18 protein-coding genes are annotated in these 23,616 nt (G+C 64.9%); 6 read left to right on the top strand and 12 right to left on the bottom strand.

The window, feature by feature from the left end:
* Positions 1 to 17 precede the first annotated feature (17 nt).
* The 7 genes from BJI69_RS09195 to BJI69_RS09165 form a co-directional block, all read right to left on the bottom strand.
* Positions 18 to 734 carry a LytR/AlgR family response regulator transcription factor gene (locus BJI69_RS09195; protein ID WP_046968211.1) on the bottom strand — a complete coding sequence of 239 codons (717 nt, stop codon included), beginning with the start codon at positions 732 to 734 and terminating at the stop codon, positions 18 to 20.
* Positions 731 to 1,789, bottom strand: coding sequence for a sensor histidine kinase (locus BJI69_RS09190; RefSeq protein ID WP_052767240.1), 1,059 nt, complete (start codon positions 1,787 to 1,789; stop codon positions 731 to 733). Before BJI69_RS09190 ends, BJI69_RS09195 begins: the two co-directional genes overlap by 4 nt.
* Positions 1,790 to 1,823: 34 nt before the next feature.
* Positions 1,824 to 2,297, bottom strand: a complete 474-nt coding sequence (locus BJI69_RS09185) for a nuclear transport factor 2 family protein (RefSeq protein WP_046968212.1) — start codon at positions 2,295 to 2,297, stop codon at positions 1,824 to 1,826.
* Positions 2,298 to 2,398: 101 nt separating this feature from the next.
* The gene (locus tag BJI69_RS09180) at positions 2,399 to 2,905 is read right to left on the bottom strand and encodes a hypothetical protein (protein WP_052767241.1); all 507 of its coding nucleotides are present in this window, start codon (positions 2,903 to 2,905) and stop codon (positions 2,399 to 2,401) included.
* 87 nt (positions 2,906 to 2,992) lie between these two features.
* On the bottom strand, positions 2,993 to 5,620 hold the full coding sequence (gene mgtA / locus BJI69_RS09175) for a magnesium-translocating P-type ATPase (protein WP_046968213.1): 2,628 nt from the start codon (positions 5,618 to 5,620) through the stop codon (positions 2,993 to 2,995).
* A gap of 155 nt (positions 5,621 to 5,775) precedes the next feature.
* Positions 5,776 to 5,955: a hypothetical protein gene (locus BJI69_RS09170; RefSeq protein WP_046968214.1), complete on the bottom strand. Its 180-nt coding sequence runs from the start codon at positions 5,953 to 5,955 to the stop codon at positions 5,776 to 5,778.
* A 346-nt stretch (positions 5,956 to 6,301) separates the two neighbouring features.
* Positions 6,302 to 7,216, bottom strand: a complete 915-nt coding sequence (locus tag BJI69_RS09165) for a LysR substrate-binding domain-containing protein (protein ID WP_046968215.1) — start codon at positions 7,214 to 7,216, stop codon at positions 6,302 to 6,304.
* Between the two features lie 119 nt (positions 7,217 to 7,335).
* On the opposite strand from BJI69_RS09165, the gene BJI69_RS09160 reads away from it, so the two are divergent.
* The 3 genes from BJI69_RS09160 to BJI69_RS09150 all read left to right on the top strand — a co-directional run bounded on the left by BJI69_RS09160 (position 7,336) and on the right by BJI69_RS09150 (position 9,919).
* Positions 7,336 to 7,530: a hypothetical protein gene (locus BJI69_RS09160; RefSeq protein ID WP_046968216.1), complete on the top strand. Its 195-nt coding sequence runs from the start codon at positions 7,336 to 7,338 to the stop codon at positions 7,528 to 7,530.
* Positions 7,531 to 7,594: 64 nt separating this feature from the next.
* Positions 7,595 to 8,545, top strand: a complete 951-nt coding sequence (locus BJI69_RS09155; protein ID WP_046968217.1) for an aldo/keto reductase — start codon at positions 7,595 to 7,597, stop codon at positions 8,543 to 8,545.
* Between the two features lie 132 nt (positions 8,546 to 8,677).
* On the top strand, positions 8,678 to 9,919 hold the full coding sequence (locus tag BJI69_RS09150; protein WP_078023115.1) for an SGNH/GDSL hydrolase family protein: 1,242 nt from the start codon (positions 8,678 to 8,680) through the stop codon (positions 9,917 to 9,919).
* Between the two features lie 48 nt (positions 9,920 to 9,967).
* Here the strand turns inward: BJI69_RS09150 and BJI69_RS09145 are convergent, their stop codons facing one another.
* The 4 genes from BJI69_RS09145 to BJI69_RS09130 all read right to left on the bottom strand — a co-directional run bounded on the left by BJI69_RS09145 (position 9,968) and on the right by BJI69_RS09130 (position 20,197).
* On the bottom strand, positions 9,968 to 12,205 hold the full coding sequence (locus BJI69_RS09145; RefSeq protein ID WP_046968218.1) for an NADP-dependent isocitrate dehydrogenase: 2,238 nt from the start codon (positions 12,203 to 12,205) through the stop codon (positions 9,968 to 9,970).
* A gap of 165 nt (positions 12,206 to 12,370) precedes the next feature.
* Positions 12,371 to 15,493: an efflux RND transporter permease subunit gene (locus tag BJI69_RS09140; RefSeq protein WP_046968219.1), complete on the bottom strand. Its 3,123-nt coding sequence runs from the start codon at positions 15,491 to 15,493 to the stop codon at positions 12,371 to 12,373.
* A 136-nt stretch (positions 15,494 to 15,629) separates the two neighbouring features.
* The gene (locus BJI69_RS09135) at positions 15,630 to 18,869 is read right to left on the bottom strand and encodes an efflux RND transporter permease subunit (RefSeq protein WP_046968220.1); all 3,240 of its coding nucleotides are present in this window, start codon (positions 18,867 to 18,869) and stop codon (positions 15,630 to 15,632) included.
* Positions 18,870 to 18,940: 71 nt separating this feature from the next.
* On the bottom strand, positions 18,941 to 20,197 hold the full coding sequence (locus tag BJI69_RS09130) for an efflux RND transporter periplasmic adaptor subunit (protein WP_046968221.1): 1,257 nt from the start codon (positions 20,195 to 20,197) through the stop codon (positions 18,941 to 18,943).
* Positions 20,198 to 20,565: 368 nt separating this feature from the next.
* Here BJI69_RS09130 and BJI69_RS09125 point away from each other — a divergent pair, with 368 nt between their 5' ends.
* A complete protein-coding gene (locus tag BJI69_RS09125) occupies positions 20,566 to 21,063 on the top strand; it encodes a c-type cytochrome (RefSeq protein WP_046968235.1) in 498 nt (165 codons plus the stop codon).
* 73 nt (positions 21,064 to 21,136) lie between these two features.
* Here the strand turns inward: BJI69_RS09125 and BJI69_RS09120 are convergent, their stop codons facing one another.
* Positions 21,137 to 21,742 carry an acyl carrier protein phosphodiesterase gene (locus BJI69_RS09120; RefSeq protein ID WP_046968236.1) on the bottom strand — a complete coding sequence of 202 codons (606 nt, stop codon included), beginning with the start codon at positions 21,740 to 21,742 and terminating at the stop codon, positions 21,137 to 21,139.
* A gap of 21 nt (positions 21,743 to 21,763) precedes the next feature.
* On the opposite strand from BJI69_RS09120, the gene BJI69_RS09115 reads away from it, so the two are divergent.
* Together BJI69_RS09115 and zapE are read left to right on the top strand one after the other, a co-directional pair.
* Positions 21,764 to 22,462, top strand: a complete 699-nt coding sequence (locus BJI69_RS09115) for an alpha/beta hydrolase (protein WP_046968222.1) — start codon at positions 21,764 to 21,766, stop codon at positions 22,460 to 22,462.
* A complete protein-coding gene (gene zapE, locus BJI69_RS09110; RefSeq protein ID WP_046968223.1) occupies positions 22,459 to 23,571 on the top strand; it encodes a cell division protein ZapE in 1,113 nt (370 codons plus the stop codon). Before BJI69_RS09115 ends, zapE begins: the two co-directional genes overlap by 4 nt.
* Positions 23,572 to 23,616 lie beyond the last annotated feature (45 nt).

Raw genomic sequence — 23,616 nt, 5'->3', positions numbered from 1 at the left:
CCCTGCGACGGTGGTCGCTAGCTGTGGGTGCGCTGGTGAAGAGCGGCGAGCAGGGCGCCGATGTAGGTGCGGCTCGCTCGCAACGTCGTGCCGTCGCGCAGGCGAAGTACCGCGTCGCGGTTGGGACGGGGCTGGAACTCCGCGACCTGATCCACGCGGACGATGGCCGAGCGATGCACGCGAAGGAAGCGCGCTGGATCGAGCTTGCGAGACAACGTCGTCAGGGTCTCGCGCAGGAGATGGCGCTGTCCGCTCACGTGCAACGCGGCGTAATCGCCGTCGGCCTCGATCCAGGTGATATCCGCCGCTTCGACGAAACTCAGGCGCGTGCCGATACGAATGCTGAAGCGTTCAGGCCAGGAGCTCGTCACCGTGTGCCCGAGCTGGCGACGCGCGCGGTCGATCGCCTCGGCGAAACGTTCGTCGTCGATCGGTTTCAGCAGGTAATCGATGGCATTGAGTTCAAAAGCGCGCAAGGCGAAGCTGTCATGCGCGGTGAGCAGGATCGCCAGCGGTCGTTCCGCCACAGGGATGGCCGCCAATGCATCGAGCCCGCTCAGGCCGGGCATCTGCACATCGACAAAGGCGACGTCCACCTCGGCCCTGCGCAGCGTCGCCAGCGCGTGACCATCGTGGCACTCGGCCACCACCGTGACGTCCGGCTCGGCACGCAAACGTGAAAGCACACCGCTGCGTGCGAGCGGCTCGTCGTCCACCACGGCCACGCGAATCATCCCGCCTCCTTCGTCGGCGGGGACACTCGCCAGGGCAAGGTCACAGTCACTCGCCACCGAGCCCCGAAGGGCCCCGCTTCCAAGGCATGCGCGCCGGGGTGAAGAGCGTCGAGACGGGCGCGCACGTTGGCAAGACCGACACCCTGCCCTTCGCTCGCCGCCTCCTCGAGCCAGTCGTTCTCGACGACGACACGCAGGGCCTCGGACTCACGTTGTACGCGGATCGACACGGTGCCGCCCTCCGTCCTGGGCGCGATGCCATGGCGTATCGCATTCTCAACCAGGGGCTGCAGGAGCAAGTGGGGCACCAGCGCATCGAGGGTGTCGGGACCGGTCTGGAGATCGATGCGCAGGCGGTCGCCTAGTCTGGCTTTCTCGATGTCCAGGTAGGCGGAGGTGAACACCACTTCGTCCCCCACCGTCACTTCGTGCCCTCGCGTTTCCTCCAGGGTGGTACGAAGGAAGTCGCCAAGGCGGGCGATCATCCGGCTGGCATCCCGCTTGCGATCGTCGTTCACCAGCGCGGAGATGGCGTTGAGGGTGTTGAACAGGAAATGCGGCTGCAACTGGTACTTCAACGCGCGCAGCTCCGCATCGCGTGTCGCCTGCGCAGCGAGCACCAGGCGCTCGCCTTCGGCGCGCAAGGCCGCACGGTGCAGGACCATGGCCTGCAGGCCGCAGAACGCGATGAGGGCGAGCCAGCAGCCATCCAGGCCACCGAAGACCCAGACCCACGTGACCTTCGCGCGCATCTCCGCACTGGCCAGGTTCTCCAGCGCGGCCACCGCGTTGATCACCGACATCGCGTAGCTCACCGGCAGCAGCACCGCCGCCATCGTCCACCAGCTAGCACCGCGGCGCCACAGCACGCGCTGCAACCAGCCCAGGGGAACGATCCAGGCGAGGTAGGACAGCGTGTAGAACAGGCGGAACGCCAGCGCTTTCGGATCGCTGATCGACGAGGGGAAACCCATCACCAGCATGCAGCCGAAGATGGGCAGGCCTGCGACCCAGGCCATGCCCGGCGATACCGTGACGTTCCGATCTTCCTGCACGATGACTCCTACGCGTTTCCGCCGATTCTATCGGTCAGAAGTTCGAGGAGTAGAGCATGGCGGCGATCTTCCAGCCGTTGTCGGTGCGGACCAGCTGCCAGGTCTCCGCGCCATGGTTGCCGACCTTGCCGTCCATCAGGAACTCGAAATCGAAGTAGACCGACGCGACCGAGCCGTCGGTATCGATGCGTACGTTGTGAAAGCGCTCCTCGACACTGCCCTTGGCCTTGCCGACGAAGTCCGTGAACTCCTGCCAGCTGCCTTGCTTGTACCGCGTCACCTCGGGGTGTTTGGCCTTGACGTTGGTGAACGACGGCTCACCGAGCGTCGTGATCCAGGCCTTGCTCTCCGGCAGGAACAGGTCGCCGAGGGCCTTGGCATCCTTTGCTTTCAATGACGCCTGGAAAGTGTCTACCACCTGCTGGACCTGCGCCTTGGGCGACTCGTCGGCGAAGCTTGGCGCAGCGACGGCGAGCAGCAGAGCGGCGAACGGGAGGGTGTTGCGCATGCGGGTAGCCTCGACGGGAGTGGGTATCCGGAGAGGACCAACAAAGACGCCCTGCCGCAAGGGAACGCGCGGCAGGGCGTGGCGTTACTGCGATGAGCCGGTTACAGGCAGCCGAGGAGTCCTTCGTAGATCGTCTTACGGGTCATCGGAAGCTTCACTTCCAGCGGATCCTTCGCCGCCATGAGCGTTTCGTAGAACGACTCGGCCGGTGTGTCCTTGGCGAGCGCGAGCTTGCACTTGAACAGTTTGGCGTTGACCTGCACGGCACCGGACTTGCCGTTGACTTGGGTGTAGCTGCCGGCGAACGTCCACAGGCACTGTTTCATCGTGCCCTTGGTGGAATCGACCGAGCAGCGCAGCTGCATCGGCCGCAGGTTGCCGTAGTCGCCTTCGCAGAAGGTGTCGCCGCAGACGTTGGCGAACGCACCCGAGAGGTGCTCTTCGAGCTTCTGGAAGCGCTCGAGACCGGCTTCGGATGCCGGCCAGTCGATCGCGTCGACGTAGCGTGCGGGAACGGGAGCCGGGGCCGGTTTCGGCGGGGTATCCGCCTGGGCCATGACAACGGCGGGAACGAACAGCAGGGCGGCGGCGAGGGTGTTTCGAAGCATCGTGGTGTCTCCTTGGTTGGGGAGCACACATGACACCGTACCCGCGCATGGGCGTCTGTCCATCGACGCCCATGCCGGTTCGTAGTCTTACAGCCAGCGTCCGTAGCGGCGGATGTAGATCGTCTTCATCAGCTGGGTGAGCACGCAATAGCTCACCAGGGTCACCGCCAGCCAGGCGAAGTAGATGCCCGGCAGCGGCACCATGCCGATGCGCGCACCGAGCCCCGAGTAGGGAATCAGCATGCCGATGACCATGATCGCGCCGGTCAGGGCCAGCACCGGTGCGGAGGCCACGCTCTGCAGGAACGGAACGCGTCGCGTGCGGATCATGTGCACCACGAGGGTCTGCGAGAGCAGGCCTTCAATGAACCAGCCCGACTGGAACAACGACTGGTGGGCGACGTCGTGGGCACCGAAGTAATGCCACATCAGCCAGAACGTGGTGATGTCGAACACCGAGCTGACCGGACCGATCCAGACCATGAAGCGACCGATATCGCCCGCATCCCATTTGCGCGGGTGACGCAGGTACTCCTCGTCCATGCGATCGAACGGGATCGACAGCTGGGACAGGTCGTACAGCAGGTTCTGCACGAGGATCTGCAGGGGCAGCATCGGCAGGAACGGCAGGAAAGCACTCGCCACCAGCACGCTGAACACGTTGCCGAAGTTCGAGCTGGCGGTCATCTTGATGTACTTCATGATGTTGCCGAAGGTGACGCGACCTTCGATCACGCCCTCCTCCAGCACCATCAGGTTCTTCTCGAGCAGGATGATGTCCGCCGATTCCTTGGCGATATCCGTTGCCGTGTCGACCGAGATGCCGACATCCGCTTCGCGCAGTGCCGGCGCATCGTTGATGCCGTCACCCAGGAAACCGACGGTGTGACCGCGCCGCTGCAGCGCCTTGACCACGCGCGCCTTCTGTACCGGCGACATCTTCGCGAACACCGTGGTCTTCTCGACCATCGCGTCGAGCGCATCGTCATCCAGCTGTTCGATATCGCGCCCGAGAGCGGATGCCGTGACGTCGAGACCCACTTCGGTACAGATCTTGCGCGTAACCGCTTCGTTGTCGCCGGTGATGACCTTCACCGCGACGCCGTGATGGTTCAGCGCACGAATCGCTGTCGCCGCCGAATCCTTCGGCGGATCGAGGAAGGCCAGGCAGCCGACCGCGGTCAGGCCCGATTCGTCGGCCACGCCGTAAGCCCGCTCGCCCGCCGGGTCACGGCGAATGGCGACGATGAGCACGCGCAGGCCGTCCTCGTTGAGTTCGCGCGTCATCGCGCGGATCTCGGCACGCTTCTCCGAGGTCATCGGCTCGACCACATCGCCGATCCGTGCCTCGCTGCAGATCTGCAGCATCTCTTCGACGGCGCCCTTGCACACAAGCAATTGCTCGCCGCGACCGTCCGATACCACGACCGACATGCGCCGGCGCTGGAAGTCGAAAGGAATCTCGTCGACCACGTGGAAGCGGGAAGCGATCGGCTCGAGGTCGCGATGCGTCAGCACCGCCTTGTCCATGAGGTTGCGCAGGCCGGTCTGGAAGCGGCTGTTGAGGTAGCCATACTCCAGCGCGTCGTCGGAGTCGTCACCGTTGAGGTCGACATGGCGTTCGAGCACGATCTTGTCCAGCGTCAGCGTGCCGGTCTTGTCGGTGCACAGCACGTCCATCGCGCCGAAGTTCTGGATCGCATTGAGGCGCTTGACCACCACCTTGCGCTTCGACATGGCGATGGCGCCCTTGCCGAGGTTGGCGGTGACGATCAGCGGCAGCATTTCCGGCGTCAGGCCGACCGCGACCGAGAGGCCGAACATGAAGGCTTCGAGCCAGTCGTGCTTGTCGAAGCCGTTGATCAGGAAGACCACCGGCACCATCACCGCCATGAAGCGGATCAGCAGCCAGCTCACCGAGGAGATGCCGCGGTCGAAGCTGGTCTGCACGCGCTCGCCCGAGAGGGTGTGCGCGAGCGAGCCGAGATAGGTACGTGCGCCGGTCGCCAGCACCACGGCCGTCGCCGTGCCGGAGACCACGTTGGTGCCCATGTAGCAGACCGTGGGCAGGTCCAGCGGACCGTCGGCGGTGCCCGGACCAGTGGTGGCGTTCGGTGCGGCCTTCTCCACCGGCAGCGATTCGCCGGTGAGGATGGCCTGGCTGATGAACAGGTCCTTGGCGGCCAGCAGGCGAAGGTCGGCCGGCACCATGTCGCCGGCGCCGAGGTGGACGATGTCGCCCACCACCAGTTCCTCGACCGGCACTTCGATCCGCTCGGCGTGCCCGTCCTCGGCACGGCGGGTCACCGTGGAGGTATTGCGGACCATGGCCTTGAGCTTCTCGGCCGCCCGCGAGGAGCGAAACTCCTGGGAGAACGAGAGGAGCACGCTGATGCCGACCATCACCGCGATGATCACCGGGCCGGTGAGATCATCCGGCGCGGTGACGAGCTGGACCACCGCAAGGACGAGCAAGACGATGATGAAGGGGTTGCGGAAGGCGTGCAGCAGCTGGATCGACCAGTGCGGCGGCTTCTCGTGCCCGACTTCGTTGATGCCGTCGCGGTCCAGCCGCTCGGCGATGGCGACCTCGTCCAGACCGTCGGTGCGGGCGTCCAGCGAGCGCAGCAGTTCGTCGGCCGGACGGTAGGCGTCGGCACTGGCGTTGGTGAAGGCTTTAGCGGCGACGGCCGCCTGCGAGATGTGCTTCTTCATGGCTCACTGCCTTTCCGGACGACCTCTCCGGACGGGCGCGAGCGGCTCTCAGCTGGCAGCTGAAGGCGTGCGCGCCGGCGCGGAGCCGACGTTCGGTTTCCGGGTAATCGTGACGGCGGACGGCGAAAGCCGCGCCGTAGAGTCTATGTCGCTGTTCATGCCTGCGGCAGTTTGCCGTCAGCCCGTTTCAAATTGCTTTCAGCGGTGTCGAGCGAGCGCGGAACGGTGATCGTGCGCTTGGCCGGGGAGGCCTCGTTGGCACGACGACGGGCAAGAGCGAAAGCGAGACGGCGGCCGAACATGCGCGGGCCGGTCTTTTCGAGCTGGATGTACATGGCTCAATCCTCGAAATAACGGAAGCTCGCGAGCTTCCGACGAGGAGAGCCGGACTTTCCCTAGCGGAGGAAAGCGCCGACAGACCGGGTGCGGTCGCCGCGGGCGATGAGTTTTGCCAGCGCCGGGCTCCGATGCGAGCGGAAGCCGGCGCGTCGACTAGGGTAGACGTCCATAAGCCTGGATAAGCTAAGAAGGGTGCCACCGCACGATAAGAGCGGAGCGGTAGCCCGGGAATTGTCGCGCCGCAGCGAGGATCGGTCAAGCCTTAATGAGCCCAACGAAGGCAAATGTGGGAGCCGCTTCAGCGGCGAAAAGCCAACGGAGCGGCTTAGCTGAAAGCCATGCTCAACTGGCTTCCGTCGTGGGCCGCCCATCCGTGATCCCCGCCTCGTACTCCCGGGCCTCCCCCATCAGCCAATCACGGAACCGGGTCACGCCGCTATGCGATTCGGACCGCTTCGGGTAGACGAGGTAATAGGCTTCGGCCACCCGCAGCCGCTCCTTGCAGAGCACCGTGAGCGCCCCGCACTCGATCAGCGAGCGGGCCATGACGAGGCGACCCAGGGCTACGCCCATGCCTTCCAGGACGGCACGCTGGAGATGCTCCGTGTTGTCGAAGCGGGCGACGTAGCGCGAAGGCAAGGGCATGCCGAAGGCCTCGGCCCAGTCGTTCCAGCGGCCCGAGGGGTCGCCGAGCAGCGGCCAGCCTTCCAGCGACGTCGTTGGCAGCCCACCCATCTTGCGAACCAGCGACGGGCTGGCAATCGGCACGATGTACTCGGCGAACAATTTGTCCGCCTTGGTTCGCGGCCATGAGCCCAATCCATAGCGGAAGGCGACGTCGATGGTCGGCTCGCGATCGAAGTCCACGACCGACACGGACGAAGACAGGCTGAGCTCCAGTTCCGGATGCGCACCCACCAGCCGGGGAAGGCGCGGGACCAGCCAGCTCGACGCGACCGAAGGCAACACGCTGAGGGTGACGGTGTCCTGGTGACGGCTCGCATAGCGATTGAGCGCGTGCTCGATGCCATCGAAATGGTGGCCGATCGAGTCGAGCAGGTTATTACCGTCGGCGGTGAGCGTGACACCGCGTGGTCCGCGATCGAACAACGAGCGATCGAGACGCTCCTCGAGATGGCGGATCTGGTGACTCAGCGCGCTCACCGTGAGGTTGAGCTGCTCCGCGGCAAGCGACAGCTTGCCGGTCCGGGCGACCAGGACGAACCCCTGTAGCTGACCGAGCGGCAAGCGAGACATGTGAAAAATCCTCAAGTCCAGGTTGCAAACATATCGCTTTTTGGCGGCCTGCGGAACGGGCACCCTTAACTCCACCGATAGTCGCAAGGGGTTGCGACTCCATCCGCAAGGAGTACGTCATGGCTTCGATCTTTACCGGCCTCGCCTTCATGCACGGCCACATCGTCGACCGCGAACTCATTTTCCGCCTTGGCCGCGACGAGCTTATCGCCGACCGTGGCGCAGGTTCACCGCAAGCCACGCCGCCCATCCGCCATGAAGAGCGTAAGGCATCGCGAGAGGTTTCTGCCTGCCCGGCCTGTGCGAGCTGCTGACGGATACATCGCCTGAACCTTGCGTGCTCCAAAATGGCGGTTTCCGCCCATTCCGGAGAGACGCATGACGCTTCGCCCCATCGGTCGTTCATCCCTGCAGGTCGCCCCGCTCGCCTTCGGCGGCAATGTGTTCGGCTGGAGCGCGGACGAGCCCCGCTCATTCGAGCTCCTCGATGCCTTCGTCGATCACGGCTTCAACCTCATCGACACGGCGGATGTCTACGAAGCGTGGGTCCCCGGTAACGAAGGTGGCGAATCCGAAACCATCATCGGCAACTGGCTGAAGAAGAGCGGCAAGCGCGACCGCGTCGTCATCGCGACCAAGGTAGGCAAGTGGGCGCGTTACCCGGGACTGTCGCCGATCAATATCAAGGAGGCGGTGGACGATTCGCTGCGCCGCCTGAAGACCGATTACATCGACCTGTACCAGTCGCACGAAGACGATGCGAAGGTGCCGCTCGAAGAGAGCTTGCGCGCCTTCGACGACCTGGTGAAGGCGGGCAAGGTGCGCGTGATCGGTGCCTCGAATTACAGCGCCAACCGCCTGGCCGATGCGGTCTCCACGAGTGCGTCGAAATCGCTCGCACGTTACGAGTCGCTGCAGCCCGAGTACAACCTGATGGACCGCGCTGGCTTCGAAGAAGATATGCAGCCGTTGTGCGTGAAGGAAAACATCGGCGTTATCAGCTATTACTCGCTGGCCAGTGGCTTCCTCAGCGGCAAGTACCGTAGCGAGGCCGACCTGCAGAAGAGCAAGGTACGCGGTGGCGCCGTGAAAAAATATCTCGATGCGCGGGGGCTGCGCGTGCTGGCTGCCCTGGACGCGGTCGCGGCCTCGCATGCGGCGACGCCTGCCCAGGTCGCACTGGCATGGGTGATCGCGCAGCCGGGGATTTCCGCCGCCATCGCCAGCGCAACGACCGTGGAGCAGCTGGCCGACCTGGCAAAGTCGGCGACACTCGTACTGACTGGCGTGGAACTCGATTCGCTGCGCATCGCGAGCACTGCCGCCTAGGGCAGACAAAAGCCGACTTGAGGAGATCGATGACTCCCTCTCCAGGCATCCGCCGACATCCCGACGCGGCCGCCGGGAGGCAGGATACCTATCGCCAGCACTAACTGGCGTTCCATTCTCAAGGAGATCGACATGTCCAGGAACGGACACCGCGTGATGCTCGCAGCCCTCGCCTGCATCAGTACCGTGCCCGGCAGGGCCGCCGCCGTAGCCAATGAGGCGCCCGCCTCGCTAGACACTGCAACAACCACCGACGTGCGTTGCCATTTCACGCTCCAGTCGGATCCGATGAACGTGAAGACCGATTTCGTCGATGCGGGAATACGACTGAAGGGATACTGGCACTCCACGGACATCCTCAGGTCACGCAGCATGTTCTTCACGAACGCTTCGCCGACCGAGCTCCACAACGTCTGCGTCGACAGGATCGCCAGGATCTCCGTGGCCAACCAGCTGGCCTTGATCAGCGCGACCAGCGGCGGCGTGAGCAACAACTACGACATCTGGCATAACGGCGACCTGGCGAAAGGCAGGCCCATCGAGCGCATCGTGTCATTCGGGGACAGCCTGAGCGACTCCCGGAACATGTACAACGAGTCCCAGTGGCTCCTCCCTTACAGGGCGTCGTGGTATGTGGGCCGTTTCAGCAACGGTCCCATCTGGGTCGAGCACCTCGCCATGCGTACGGGCCTCACGCTGAACAACTGGGCGGTGGGCGGCGCACAGACGAAAGACGCTCAGGTCGGATTGATCCAGGGCGTCGGAAAACAGATAGACAGCTTTTTCGAGTACGCGTCGAAAGCGGACGGCTACGAGCCGTCACGTACTCTGTTCACCTTCCTGATCGGCGGCAACGATTTCGTCAACGACACCCAGGCAGCGAAACAGGTTGTCATCGACCAGGAAAAGCTGCTCGAAAAGCTTGTTGCAGGCGGTGCACGCCGGATCCTCATCGTGAACCTGCCGGACCTGACTCTCGCGCCCGTATTCACCATGCAGGGTGGCCGCACCGATGAAAGCACGGTGCTGGGAAAAGTCGAGTACTACAACTCGCGGATTCGCGACGTGGTCGCCCGGATAGTCGCGCGCACCGAGGGTACGGAGATCCACATCATGGATGCACGCAAGCGCTTCGACGAGCTCATTGCCAGCCCGGCGACACTCGGCTTCACGAACGCGCGAGAGTCCTGCCTTGAGATCGATTCGCCCGGCTCGCTCACCTACCTCCAGACGCAGACACCGAGGGCCGGCTGCACCGACCCGTCAACGTATGTGTTCTGGGACAGCCTGCACCCCACCACGCGTGTGCACGAACTGATCGCCCAGTGGGCGATCGAGGCGATGCCCGCAAGCTGGGGCCTGCGACAGGAGTAAGGACAGACCCTGCGGGGGCCGCGTAGGCGGCGTCCCGCAGGGACCCGGTCAACGCGAGGCGAGCAGCGTTGCGATCGCCTGGTTGAACGTGGCGCTGGGACGCATCGCTGCGCTGACCAGGGCCATGTCCGGGTGGTAGTAGCCCTTGATCTCGACCGGCTTGCCCTGCGCACCGTTGAGTTCACCGATGATCTTTTCTTCGTTCTCGGCCAGCTCCTTCGCCACCGCCGTGAACCGCGCCTTCAGGTCCGCGTCGTCGTTCTGCGCAGCGAGCGCTTCAGCCCAGTACATGGCCAGGTAGAAGTGGCTGCCACGGTTGTCGATCTCGCCGACCTTGCGCGCTGGCGACTTGTTGCTGTCGAGGAAGCGGCCATTGGCCACGTCGAGCGTCTTCGCAAGCACGCGGGCGTGCTGGTTGTCGTAGCGCTCGCCGAGGTGTTCGAGCGACGCCGCCAGCGCGAGGAACTCACCCAGCGAATCCCAACGCAGGTAATCCTCTTCGACGAACTGCTGGACGTGCTTCGGCGCCGAACCACCCGCGCCGGTTTCGAACAGGCCACCACCGGCCATCAGCGGCACGATGGAGAGCATCTTCGCCGAGGTGCCCAGCTCCATGATCGGGAACAGGTCGGTCAGGTAATCACGCAGCACGTTACCGGTGACCGAGATGGTGTCCTCGCCCTTGCGGATGCGATCCAGCGACAGCTTCGTCGCCGCGACCGGATCGAGGATGCGAATGTCCAGACCGCTCGTGTCGTGATCCTTGAGGTAGCGCTCGACCTTGGCGATCACCTGCGCGTCATGGGCGCGGCTCTTGTCCAGCCAGAACACGGCCGGCGTCGCCGAGAGGCGTGCACGCTGTACGGCGAGCTTCACCCAATCCTGGATCGGTGCGTCCTTGGTCTGGCACATGCGCCAGATGTCGCCCGCCTCGACGGCGTGCTCGAAGACAACGCTGCCGTCATCGGCGATGACGCGCACCTTGCCGTCTGCCGGAATCTGGAACGTCTTGTCGTGCGAACCGTACTCCTCGGCCTTCTGCGCCATCAGGCCGACGTTGGGCACGCTGCCCATGGTCGCCGGATCGAATGCCCCGTGGGCGATGCAGTCCTCGATCACGGCCTGGTACACACCCGCATACGAGCGATCGGGGATGACGGCCTTGGCGTCCTGCAGCTTGCCTTCACCGTTCCACATGCCACCGGAGTCGCGGATCATCGCCGGCATGGAAGCGTCGACGATGACGTCGCTGGGCACGTGAAGGTTGGTGATGCCCTTGTCGGAGTTGACCATGGCCAGCGCCGGGCGGTTCGCGTACACGGCTTTCAGGTCGGCTTCGATCGCCGCGCGCGTGGTCGCATCGAGCTTGTCGAAACGGGCGTAGAGGTCGCCGATGCCGTTATTGGCGTCGAAGCCGATCTGCTTGAGCGCATCGGCGTGCTTGCCCAGCACGTCCTTATAGAATTCGCGTACGACGATGCCGAACATGATCGGATCGGACACCTTCATCATGGTGGCCTTCAGGTGCAGCGAGAAGAGCACGCCCTTCGCCTGCGCATCGGCGATCTGCGCATCGATGAAGCTGGCGAGAGCCTTCTTGCTCATCACTGCGGCGTCGACGATCTCGCCAACCTTGACCGCGACCTTGTCCTTCAGCACTTTCACGCTGCCATCGGCCGCCGTGAATTCAATACGCAGGTTGCCCGCCTTCTCCAGCGTGGCCGACGTCTCGCTGCCGTAGAAATCACCGCCGTCCATGTGCGAGACATGCGACTTCGATTCGCTCGACCACTTGCCCATGCGGTGCGGGTGCTTACGAGCGAAGTTCTTCACCGAAAGCGGCGCGCGGCGGTCGGAATTACCTTCGCGCAGCACGGGATTCACGGCACTGCCCATGGCCTTGCCATAGCGCGCGTTCGTGTCCTTCTGCTCGTCGGTGGAAGGAGCATCGACGTAATCGGGCAGCTTGTAACCCTGCGACTGGAGCTCGCGGATCGCGGCCTTCATCTGCGGCACGGAGGCGCTGATGTTGGGCAGCTTGATGATGTTGGCGTCCGGCGTGGTCGCCAGGGCACCGAGTTCCGCCAGGTGATCGCCGATTTTCTGGGCGTCGCTGAGGTAATCCGGAAACTGCGAGAGGATGCGGCCGGCGAGCGAGATATCGCGCGTCTCGACAGCCACGCCGGCGGTGCCCGCAAAGGCCTCGATGATCGGCAGGAACGACGCCGTGGCGAGGAACGGGGCCTCGTCGGTGAGGGTGTAGATGATCTTGGGCGAGCTGGACATGATTCGGCGAGCCTTATGCTTGAGTGGGCCAGGTCATGGGGCCCGCCGGCGCAAGCCTCAAGGGCGCACCGGCGAGCGGGAAACCGGACCATTGTGGCGCGGATGGCGGCAGGCGGGAAAGCCGCTACGCAGCAATGCAGTTATGCCGCCGGGGCACAGGGGCGCCTACCGGGTGCTCAGGCGCAGGATGCGCGCTTCGCGGCGGCGGGCCTTGCGGGCTTTCCAGCGCTCCGACAGGCAGGCGAAAATCACGTACAGCGCCGGGGTCGACAGCAGGGTCAGGCTCTGCGAAATGATCAGGCCGCCGATCATCGCGATACCCAGCGGGCGACGCAGCTCGGAGCCTTCGCCCAGGCCGATGGCCAGCGGCAGTGCGGCGAGGATCGCCACCATGGTGGTCATCATGATCGGGCGGAAACGGACCAGGCAGGCCTCGCGGATCGCCTCCCTCGAGTTCAGGTGATGCTCGCGCTCGGCAACGAGAGCGAAGTCGATCATCATGATCGCGTTCTTCTTTACGATGCCGATGAGCAGGACCAACGCGATCATCGCCACGACGGATAGCTCCGTATCGGTGATCACCAGCGCAGCGAGTGCACCCACACCCGCCGCCGGCAGCGTGGAAAGAATCGTCACCGGATGGATCAGGCTCTCGTAGAGCATACCCATCAGCAGGTAGACGACGATGATCGCGGCCAGGATCAGCAGCGGCATGTCGCTCTGTGACTGCTGGAAGCGCCTGAAGTCGCTGCCCGCATCCAGACGGATATCGCCAGGCATGCGCATGCCGTTGATCGTTTTCTGGATGATTTCCATCGCCTCGCCCATGCTCACGCCGGGAGCCAGGTTGAAGCTGACGCCCATGCTCGTGTACTGATCTTCGTGGACGATCTGGGTCGGTGCGAGTCCCGGTACCTGCTTGGTCACCGCGGACATCGGCACCATGGCACCGGAGTCCGCCTTCACGTAGATCTGGTTGAGCGACTCCGGCGTGGCCGCCATCTGCGGCAAGGCATTGACGATGACGCGGTACTGGTTGATGTCCGAGTAGATCGTCGACACCGCACGCTGGCCGAAGGCGTTGTACAGCGCGCCGTCGATATTGCCGATGGAAACGCCGAGGCGCCCCGCCGTGTCGCGATCGATCACGATGTTCTGGCGCAGCCCGGCGGCGTCGATATCGCTGCCGACGTCCTTGAGCATCTTGTTCTTCTTCAGCGCGTCGACCAGCTTGGGCAACCACTCCTGCAGCTCGGCGACATCGTTGCCTTTGAGCGATACCGAGTACTGGCCACCCTGCGACGTACCACCGCCACCGCCGGTGGGAAGGTCCTGGATGGGACGCAGGCGCAGGTTGAGATCGGGGTATTTATTGGCCTTGGCGGAAATACGATCGAGTGCGTCGAAGGTGGTGTCTTCACGACCATCCGCCACGGTCTTCAACTCGATATTGAACGAGCCCGTCGAACCGGTGCGACTGGTGCCCAGACGCGAGCCGACTGACTTTACGTCGGGATCGGCGAGCAGCATCTCGGTGAGGCGTGCCTGGCGCGACTTCATCTCGCCGAAGGAGACCGTCGAGCTGGCCGTGGCGCGCGCGGCCATCAGTCCTGTGTCCTGCGGCGGGAAGAAGCCGCCCTTGACCATGCCGGCAAGCACGAAGGTGATGCCGACCAGCACCAGCGGCGTGAGCGCCATCAGCAGCGCGTGGCGCAACGACCAGTCCAGCGCACGGCGATAGACCCCGATCAGTCGTTCCTGCCCACGCTCCAGCGCCCGACCCAGCCGCGACTCGGGCTTGTCGTTCTTGTGCGCCTTGAGGAAATGACCGCAGAGCGACGGCGTCAGCGTAAGCGAGACCAGTGCCGAGACCACGATCGCGGCGACCAGGGTGACCGTGAACTCCTTGAAGAACATGCCGGTGATGCCGCCGGCAAACAACAAAGGAATGAACACCGCGATGAGTGACGCGGTAATCGACACGATGGTGAAGCCGATCTCGCGCGCGCCGAGCAAGGCGGCTTCGAATCGGGAAAGACCTTCGTCCATGTGCCGGATGACATTCTCGATGACCACGATGGCATCGTCGACGACGAAACCGATCGCGATCACCAGGGCCAGCAGGGTCAGGTTGTTCAGCGTATAGCCGAAGCAATACATGGCCACGAAGGCGCCAGCCAGCGACAAGGGCACGGCAAGGCCAGCGATGACGGTGGGCGCGAGCCGGCGCAGGAACAGCGCCATCGTCATGATCACCATGCCGAGGCTGATCAGCAGGGTCGCCTGCACTTCGTGGAGCGAGGCACGGATCGTCGGCGTGCCGTCGAAGAACGAGTGCAGTTTGACGCCAGCCGGCAACCAGGCCTGCATGGTCGGGATCTGCGCCTTGATGCGGTCGACCGTCTCGATGACGTTCGCATCCGACTTGCGATACACGTACATCAGGATGCCGGGCTTACCGTTGAACCATGCGGCCTGGTAGGCATCCTGCTGACCGTCGTACACATGCGCGATGTCGGACAGGCGGATCGGCACGCTGTTCTTGACCGCGATCACCAGCTTGCCGAAGTCGTCGGCCGTATGCAGGGAGTCCGTCGCGGTCACGGCGATGTTGCTATAACCGTCGGTGAGGAAGCCCTGCGGCGAGGTCACGTTGGCGGCGGTGAGCGCATTACGCAGCTGGTCCGGCGACAGGCCCATGGCATTGAGCGCGCGCAGGTTCACGTCCACGCGAATGGCCGGCGTGGCGCTGCCGGCGATGTCCACCGAGGCGATGCCCTCCTGCTGGCGCAGCCGCTGCGCGAGGATCGAGTCGGCCACGTTGTAGAGCTCGGTCGGCGCGACCGTGTCCGAGGTCAGCGCCAGCACGATCACCGGATCGTCGTTGGGGTTGGCCTTCTGGTACGAGGGCGCGTTGAGCAGGCCGGCGGGAAGGTCCGGCTGGGCCGCATTGATCGCCGACTGCACGTCGCGCGCGGCGGCGTCGATATTGGTCCCGTTCTGGAAGAAAAGCAGGACGAAGGTACTGCCCTCGGAACTGTTCGAACGCATCGACTCCACGCCCGGTACCTGACCCAGGTGGCGCTCGAGGGGTGCGGCAACGGTGGACGCCATCGTGCTCGCATCGGCGCCCGATTGCTGCGCCTGGACGAAGATCGCGGGGAACTGGATGTTCGGCAGCGCGGCGACGCCGAGCAGGGAGTAACAGATCATGCCGACGACAAAGAGCCCGATGGCGAGCAAGGTCGTGCCGATGGGTCGGCGGATGAACGGGCCGGAGATATTCATGCAGTGGGACGGCTTGTCTCGTGCTGGATCGCGTCGATCGTCCCTGTATCAACGCGTATCCCGGAAAAAGGTTTCGCCGGGCGGCGAACCGTCCGGCGAATGAGGGTGGTGCGGTCTCCCCCGGCGACGCTTCGCATCAGGAAGCGGGCCGGGCATCTGCCAGTAATAGCTCCCGTCGCGCCTTGCGCTCCGCCAGCCAGTCGGAGAATCGCTCCATGTAGAGGTAGATCACCGGCGTGGTGTAGAGGGTGACCAGCTGCGAGAGCAACAGGCCGCCGACGATCGACACACCCAACGGCTTGCGCAGTTCCGAACCGATGCCGGTGCCCAGGGCCAGCGGCAAGGCGCCGAGCAGCGCCGCGGCGGTGGTCATCATGATCGGGCGGAAGCGCAGCAGGCAGGCACGACGGATCGCTTCCTGCGCATTCAGCCCGGTGCGCTTCGCCTCGATCGCGAAGTCGATCATCATGATCGCGTTCTTCTTCACGATACCGATCAGCAGCACGATGCCGACGATGCCATCGACCGAGAGGGTCATGCCGCACATGAGCAGGGCCAGCAAGGCACCGACGCCCGCCGGCGGCAACGTGGAGATGATCGTCAGCGGATGGATGTAGCTCTCGTAGAGCACGCCCAGCACGATGTAGATGACGATGATCGAGGCCAGCAGCAGGAGCACTTCGTCGCCGACCGACGAGGAGAACTCGGCGGCCTTGCCGATGAACTGGCCACGCACCTGCGGCGGGAAGTTGAGCTGTTTCTCGACCTCGTGGATCGCCGCGACCGCCTCGGAGAGCGACTCGCCCTTCGCCAGGTTGAACGAAATCGTGACCGCCGGCAGCTGCTGCAGGTGGGTCACCACCAGCGGCGCACTGGTCACGACGGAACTGGCCAGCGCGGTGATCGGAATCGTGCCGCCACCGCCGACCTGGAAGCCAACGTTACCGGTGTTGCCGATACCGGCCGGCGTGGCCGAATTGCTCGATGCCAGCTGGCCGAAGCTGGTGGCGTTCGAGCCGGTGAGCGCGCCGTTGCCATTGCCACGCACGGTCAGCTTGTTGAGCAGATCCGAGCTGGTGCGGAACTCGGGCGAGACTTCCATCACCACGCGGTACTGGTTCAACTGGGTGAAGATGGTCGAGATCTGGCGCTGGCCGAAGGCGTCGTACAAGGTGTCGTCGATGGTCTGGACCGGCACGCCGAGGCGGCTGGCACTGTCGCGATCGATGGTCAGCTTCAGCGCCGTACCCTGGTCGGCCAGGTTGTTGTCGACATCCGACAACTCCTTGCGCTTGCGCAGCGCGGAGGTCATTTGCTGGGCGTAGCCGGCCAGCTCGGTGGAGTTCACGTCGGACAGCGAGTACTGGTACTCGGTTGCCGAGACCTGGGTATCCAGCGTGACGTCCTGTACCGGCTTCAGGTACAGCGCGACACCGGCGATATTCTCGACGGTCTTCTGCAGGCGCGGCAGGAGTTCGTCGAGCGAGGCGCGATCGCCGCGATCCTTCAGTACCAGCGACAGCTGGCCCTGGTTGAGCGTCGGGTTGATCGAGCCCGCACCGATGAAGGCGGCGACGCCGGCGACCGCCGGGTCCTTCGCCAGCGCATCGGCGACGGCCTTGGTGCGCTGTTCCATCTGCGGGAAGGCGACGTTCTGGTCGGCCTGGACCACGGCGGTGATCAGGCCGGTGTCCTGCTCGGGCAGCAGGCCCTTGGGAATGATGATGTAGAGCACCACGGTCAGGGCCACGGTGAGTGCGGCGACGACCATGGTCAACGGACGGTGGTCGAGCACCCAGTCGAGGCTGCTGCCGTAGCCATCGACGATGCGCGACCACGTGGTGTGCTTGCCCGAAGCGGAAGCGTGCTCGTGCGCGTCTTCCGCGTCCGGCAGCTCGTCAGCCTTGAGCAGGTAAGCGCACATCATCGGGGTGAGGGTCAGGGAGACCAGCATGGAGATGGCGACGGCGATCGTCAGCACCCAGGCGAACTCGTGGAACAGGCGACCCGTGACGCCCGGCATCAGCAGCAGCGGCAGGAACACCGCAATCAGCGAAACGGTCAGCGACAGGACGGTGAAGCCGATTTCCTTCGCACCGATTTCCGCAGCGGTCTTGGCATCGTGGCCCTGCTCGATGTATCGGACGATGTTCTCGATCATCACGATCGCATCGTCGACGACGAAGCCCGTGGCGACCGCGAGCGCCATCAGCGAGAGGTTGTCCAGCGACATGCCGGCGAAGGCCATCACACCGAAGGTGCCGACCAGCGACAGCGGCACCGCGACCGACGGGATGACCGTGGCCCACAGGCGGCGCAGGAAGACGAAGATCACCGCGACGACGAGGAAGATCGTCAGGATGAGGGTGAACTGGACGTCCTCGACCGAGGCGCGGATGGTGATCGTCCGATCGGAGAACACCTTCAGGTGAACGTCGGCCGGAAGCACCTTCTGCAGGTCGGGGATGGTCTGGCGGATCTGCTGCACCGTCTGCACGATGTTCGCGCCGGGCTGCCGGCGGATGTCGAGCAGGACGGCAGGCTTCCCGTTCGCCCAGGCGGCGAGCTGGTCGTTCTCGACACCGTCGATCACGTTGGCGACATCGGAAAGACGCACGGGTGCGCCGTTCTTGTACGCGATGATGGTGCCCTTGTACTCGGCCGCATCGGCCAGCTGGTCGTTGGTGCCGATGCTGTACGACTGGGTCTTGCCGTTGAGCGTGCCCTTGGGCGCGTTGACGTTGGCCTGCGTGAGCGAGCTGCGCACGTCCTCCATGGTCAGGCCGAGGTTGGCCAGCTGCGCCGGGTTGATCTGGATACGCACGGCCGGACGCACGTTACCGGCGATCGAGACCAGGCCCACGCCCTGCACCTGCGCCAGCTTCTGCGCGATGATCGAGTCGGCGTAGTTGTTCACGTCGCGCAGCGGCAGGCTGTCCGAGGTGAGCATGAGGGTCATGATCGGCGCGTCGGCCGGGTTCACGCGGTTGTAGACCGGCGGATACGGCAGGTTGTTCGGCAGCGTACCGCGTGCCTGGTTGATCGCCGCCTGCACGTCCTGCGCGGCGACGTCGATGTCGCGATCCATGGCGAACTGCAGCACGATCGTCGACAGCCCCGCCGACGAGTCCGAGCTCATCGAGGTCAGGCCGGAAATCTGGCCGAAGTTACGCTCGAGTGGCGTGGTGACCAGGGCAGCCATCGTCGTGGCGCTGGCACCCGGATACTGCGTGGTGACGACCATGCTCGGCGCACTGATCTCCGGCAGCGCCGACACCGGTAGCTGGCGGTAGCCGAGGATACCGAGCAACAGCACCGCCACCATCAGCAGCGAGGTCGCGATCGGTCGGCGAATGAAGAGTGTCGAAAAACCCACGTTTGTGTCCTGGTGTCGGGACCTTTCGGTCCGTGGGCGGCGCGTCCGTCATGGACACGCCGCGCGCTCTGTCAACCGCCGCGCTTGCCGCCCTGGCGACCCTGCTTACCTGCCGTCTTCGACTTCTGCAGCTCTTCGGCGGTGGGTGCTTCGGGCACCTGGCCCGGCGCCAGCGGCTGGATCTTCGAACCCGGCTTGAGACGGAACTGACCTTCCGTGACCACCTTGTCGCCGACCTTCACGCCCTTGCTGAGCATGACGTGGCTGTCGCCGACCTCGGTCGCGGTTTCCACCGCCTGCATCTTGACCGTGTTGTCGCCCTGCACGAGGTAGACGTAATCGCCGTCCGGACCGCGCTGCACTGCCTGGGCGGGCACCACGAGACCGTTCTTCACCGTGCGCACCTTCAGCTGCACGTTGACGAACTGGCCCGGCCACAGCTGGGTTTTTTCGTTATCGAACAACGAGCGCAGGCGGAACGTGCCGGTGCTGGTGTCGATGGTGTTGTCGAGGACGTCCAGGTGACCCGTGGCGATGGCGTGCGAATCGACGCGGTCGAGCGCGGAGACTTCCAGGGCGGAGAGCGAGCCGTCCGTCGTCGAGCCACGGACCAGGTCGAGGTTCTTCTCGGGCAGGTAGAACATGACGTAGATCGGGTGCAGCTCGGTGAGCGTCACGATCGCGTCCGTGGTGGCGACGATGTTGCCGGCGTCCACCGAGCGGATGCCGGCGAGGCCGTCGATCGGCGCGATGACCTTGGTGAAGCCGAGCTGCACCTGGGCGGCACGGATCGCGGCCTGGTCGGCGTTGGCGGTCGCCACGGCCTGGTCGAGGCTGTTCTTCAGGTTGTCCAGGTCCTGCTTGGACACGTACTGCTGACCACCCTTGCTGACCAGGTTGGTCGAGCGGTCGAGGTTGTTCTTCGCCGTGGCCGCGAGCGCCTGGTCCTGCTTGAGCTTGGCGACGGACTGGTCGTACTGGGACTGGATCGTGCGCGGATCGATCTCCGCGATGACGTCGCCCTTCTTCACTTCCTGGCCTTCCTGGAAGTTGAGCTTCATCAGCTGGCCGCCGACCTGCGGGCGCACGGTAACCGTATTACGTGCCTGCACGGTCCCGAGGGCCGTGAGGTAGACCGGCACGTCCTGTGTCGCTACGGGAACGACCGTGACCGGCACGGGCGGCTGATCTTTGCCCTGCCCCTCTCCGTTGGCCTGGGCACCCGCCGCGGCGTCGCCCCCCTTGGCCTGATGGCTCCTGACGATGAAGAAGCCTGCAATCAGCACGACCACAATGACGGCCAGCGCGATTTTCCAGAAACGCGACATGTAACACTCCCAGATGAATAACCGGTCGAAGGCACCGCTCCGACCGGGCGCGCCGTGCGCCATGGGGGGTTATACCCCCCGAAGGTTAAGGATCGACGGCGCCAATGTTAGGTGTTGGGGAACGGAATTGAACAATGCCGGTTGACAGGGGTCCCCCATGACTGACGGCATGTTTACCCCTTTCCGCATGAACCGTTCCAGCGCCGATCTCAAGACCGCTGACTCAAGCAAGGGTTCCGTTATACTCGCCCGGTTCGACGCCGCATCGCGGCCGCAGGCACGCCGGAGCCCGGGGAGGGGGACGGCACACCCAAATTCAGTGGAGTCAATGCGTGAGCGGTTCTCCGAGCAAGTCCGACCAGAACTTCATGCGTCAGTTCTCATTGCTGACCGCCGGCCTCAGCGTCCTCGCCGTCGTCCTGATGGTGCTGGCGTACGTCATCTACAGCAATATCCCCAAGGACCAGGACCCCGCCGTCGCCAAGCGGACCGAGGCCCGGATCGCCCCCGTCGGCGCCGTATACGCCGGTGACACGGGCCGCGCCGCCATGCTGGCCGCCCAGGAAGCCGCCGCCAAGCTCGCCGCCTCGCAAGTGGCTTACGGCGGCAGCACCGACGGCAAGACGATCTACGACAACCTCTGCCACAGCTGCCACACGGCGGGCGTGGCCGGCGCACCGAAGGTCGGCGACAAGTCCGCCTGGGGCGCCCGCATCGCCGAGGGCATCGCCGTACTGACCAAGCACGCGATCGAGGGCTACACCGGCCCGGACGGCAACCATATGCCGGCCAAGGGCGGCAATCCGTCGCTGACCGACGAGCAGGTCGGCAACACGGTGAAGTGGATGGTCGACCAGGCGAAGTAGGAGCCGATTCATCGGCGATCCCGCGGCAGCGGGCCAGTCTGAGGCGAGCACCCATTCGCCGATGAATCGGCTCCTACCGTAACCCCGCAAGCGACGAGCGCTGCACGACCCATTCGCGGGCGAAATCCCTCAGTTGCGGGAAGAACCGCTCGAAGGTCCCGCGCAACATCGTGTCTTCGGAAAGAAGAAGCGGCATCGCATCGGCGACCGGATTGGCGCGCGACAGACGCTGCGAGATACCGCCCAAGGCCTTGCCGATCGCCGCGGGCTCGATGTACCCGGCCGGCAGGTCATTGGCATCCATATAGCCAAGGAAGCGCCTCAGCGAATCGGGGAGTATCGGCATCGCCGCATGCATCTCGTCGCGTAGCCCGGCCGAGAATTCGGCCAGGGGATGAGCAGACCACTTGGCGAAATCCCTTGCCAGGCAATGGTCGAACCACATATCCAGCAGGATGCCCGCGTAACGACGAAACGGTGCGGGAAGGCGCTCGCGCGCCGCGCGAACCTCGTCGTGGCTGTCGGTGAAGCCGTCGATCGCCCGGTGCAGGTAGATGCCGTCGCGCACGCGCGGCGGCAAGGCCAGGTCGGGTGTGCCGCGAATGAAATCGCCCATCACCCCGCCCAGCCGCAGCGCCGCGTCGTCGCCCGCCAGCAGGGCGTGGGCCAGGACGTTCACGGGGCGGGTATCATGAAGGGCATGAGCGAACATCTATCTGAAGCGCCGGAGCGATTTCCGGACGAGACCGCCAGCTTCGCGCTCGCGGGCCCCGCGGGCAAGCTGGAATGCGAAGCCCGGGCCGCTGCCCCTGATGTCGCCCGCGACGCCATCGCCGTCATCTGCCATCCCCTGTCCACCGACGGCGGCAGCATGCGCAACAAGGTCGTGACGATGATCGAGCGCTCGCTGCGCGAAGCCGGCGTCGACACGGTCATCTTCAACTTTCGCAGCGTGGGCGGATCCGAAGGCGAGTTCGACAGCGGTCACGGTGAAAGCGACGACCTCGCCGCCGTGGTCGCCTGGGCGCGCAAAACGCGCCCCGGTGCGGCGTTGTGGCTGGCGGGATTCTCCTTCGGCAGCTACGTCACCCTGCGCAATGCCGTGAGCCTCGGCGCCGAGGCGCTGATCAGCGTCGCGCCGCCCGCCGCGGGCCGTGGCTGGGACTTCGGGCCGCTGGACCTGCCCACCTGCCCGTGGCTGGTCGTGATGGGCGATGCCGACGAGATCGTCGAGCCGCAGGCCGTCTACGACTGGATCGACAGCCTGCCGGAAGACCGTCGACCGCAGCTGATCCGGATGGAGGACACCAGTCACTTCTTCCATCGCCGCCTCATGGACCTGCGCGGTGCGATCAAGCATGCCGTGAAGGACTGGTTGCCGGGACCCCGCCCCGCATGAACTGCACGGAATCGACACCGGGCGAACGTTACCGCGACGGTATCGCCGGCCATCGCTGGGAATCCGATCCCGCGCAGTTGCCCGTCATCGCGGAATTCGACCGCCTGCATGCCGCGCTCTGTGCGCCGGAACCGTCGGCGCCCGGTCTTTTCGGCCGCCTGCGCAACATGCTCGGCAGCGAACCGCGCAAGGCCGTTCCGGGCCTCTACCTCTGGGGCAGCGTCGGTCGCGGCAAGACCTTCCTGATGGACCTGTTCGTATCGAGCCTCGCCCCCGGCCTGGCACTGCGCCGTCACTTCCATCGCTTCATGCTGGAAGTGCATGGCACGCTTCGCGAACTCGGCGAACGGCAGAATCCGCTCGACGAAGTCGCCGATCGCCTGGCCGCGAAGTGCCGCGTCCTGTGCCTGGACGAGTTCCTCGTCTCCGACATCGGCGATGCGATGATCCTCGCCGGCCTGCTCGATGGCCTGTTTGCTCGCGGCGTGACCCTGGTCACCACGTCGAATACGCCGCCCTCGGGTCTCTACAAGGGTGGCCTGCAGCGCGCGCGCTTCCTGCCGGCGATCGCGGCGATCGAAGCCCAGTGCGTCGTGCACGAAATGATTTCGCCTCGCGACTGGCGCCTGCGTGCCCTGTCCCAGGCATCGGTGTACATGGTGCCCCCGGGCGCGGAAGCCGAACGTTCGCTGGCCCGCATCTTCGGCGGCCAGGCGCAGGGCGACGTGGTGGACGGTGGTTCGATCCTGCTGAACAGCCGCGAGATCCCCGTGCGCAAGCGCGCCGACAACATCGTCTGGTTCGATTTCGTCGCGCTATGCGAGGGGCCGCGCGCCGTTGCCGATTACATCGAGCTGGCCCGCACCTTTCCCGCGGTCATCGTCTCCAACGTGCCCCAATTCACCGTCTACTCGGAGAACGAAGCGAAACGCTTCGTTCTCCTGGTCGACGAGTTCTACGACCGGCACGTCAAGCTGGTGCTTTCCGCCGCCGCGCCGATCACCGAACTTTACGATGGCAACAAGGTTCGCGCCGAGTTCGGGCGCACCGAATCGCGTCTGATCGAGATGCAGAGCGAGGACTACCTTGGCCGTGACCATAAGCCCTGATTCGGCGCGGACGCGGACGCCTGTTCGCTCGCGGCCCGCCACCTT

This window comes from Luteibacter rhizovicinus DSM 16549, assembly GCF_001887595.1.
Classification (GTDB): Bacteria; Pseudomonadota; Gammaproteobacteria; order Xanthomonadales; family Rhodanobacteraceae; genus Luteibacter; species Luteibacter rhizovicinus.
This window is presented reverse-complemented; position numbering and strand designations above follow the sequence as displayed.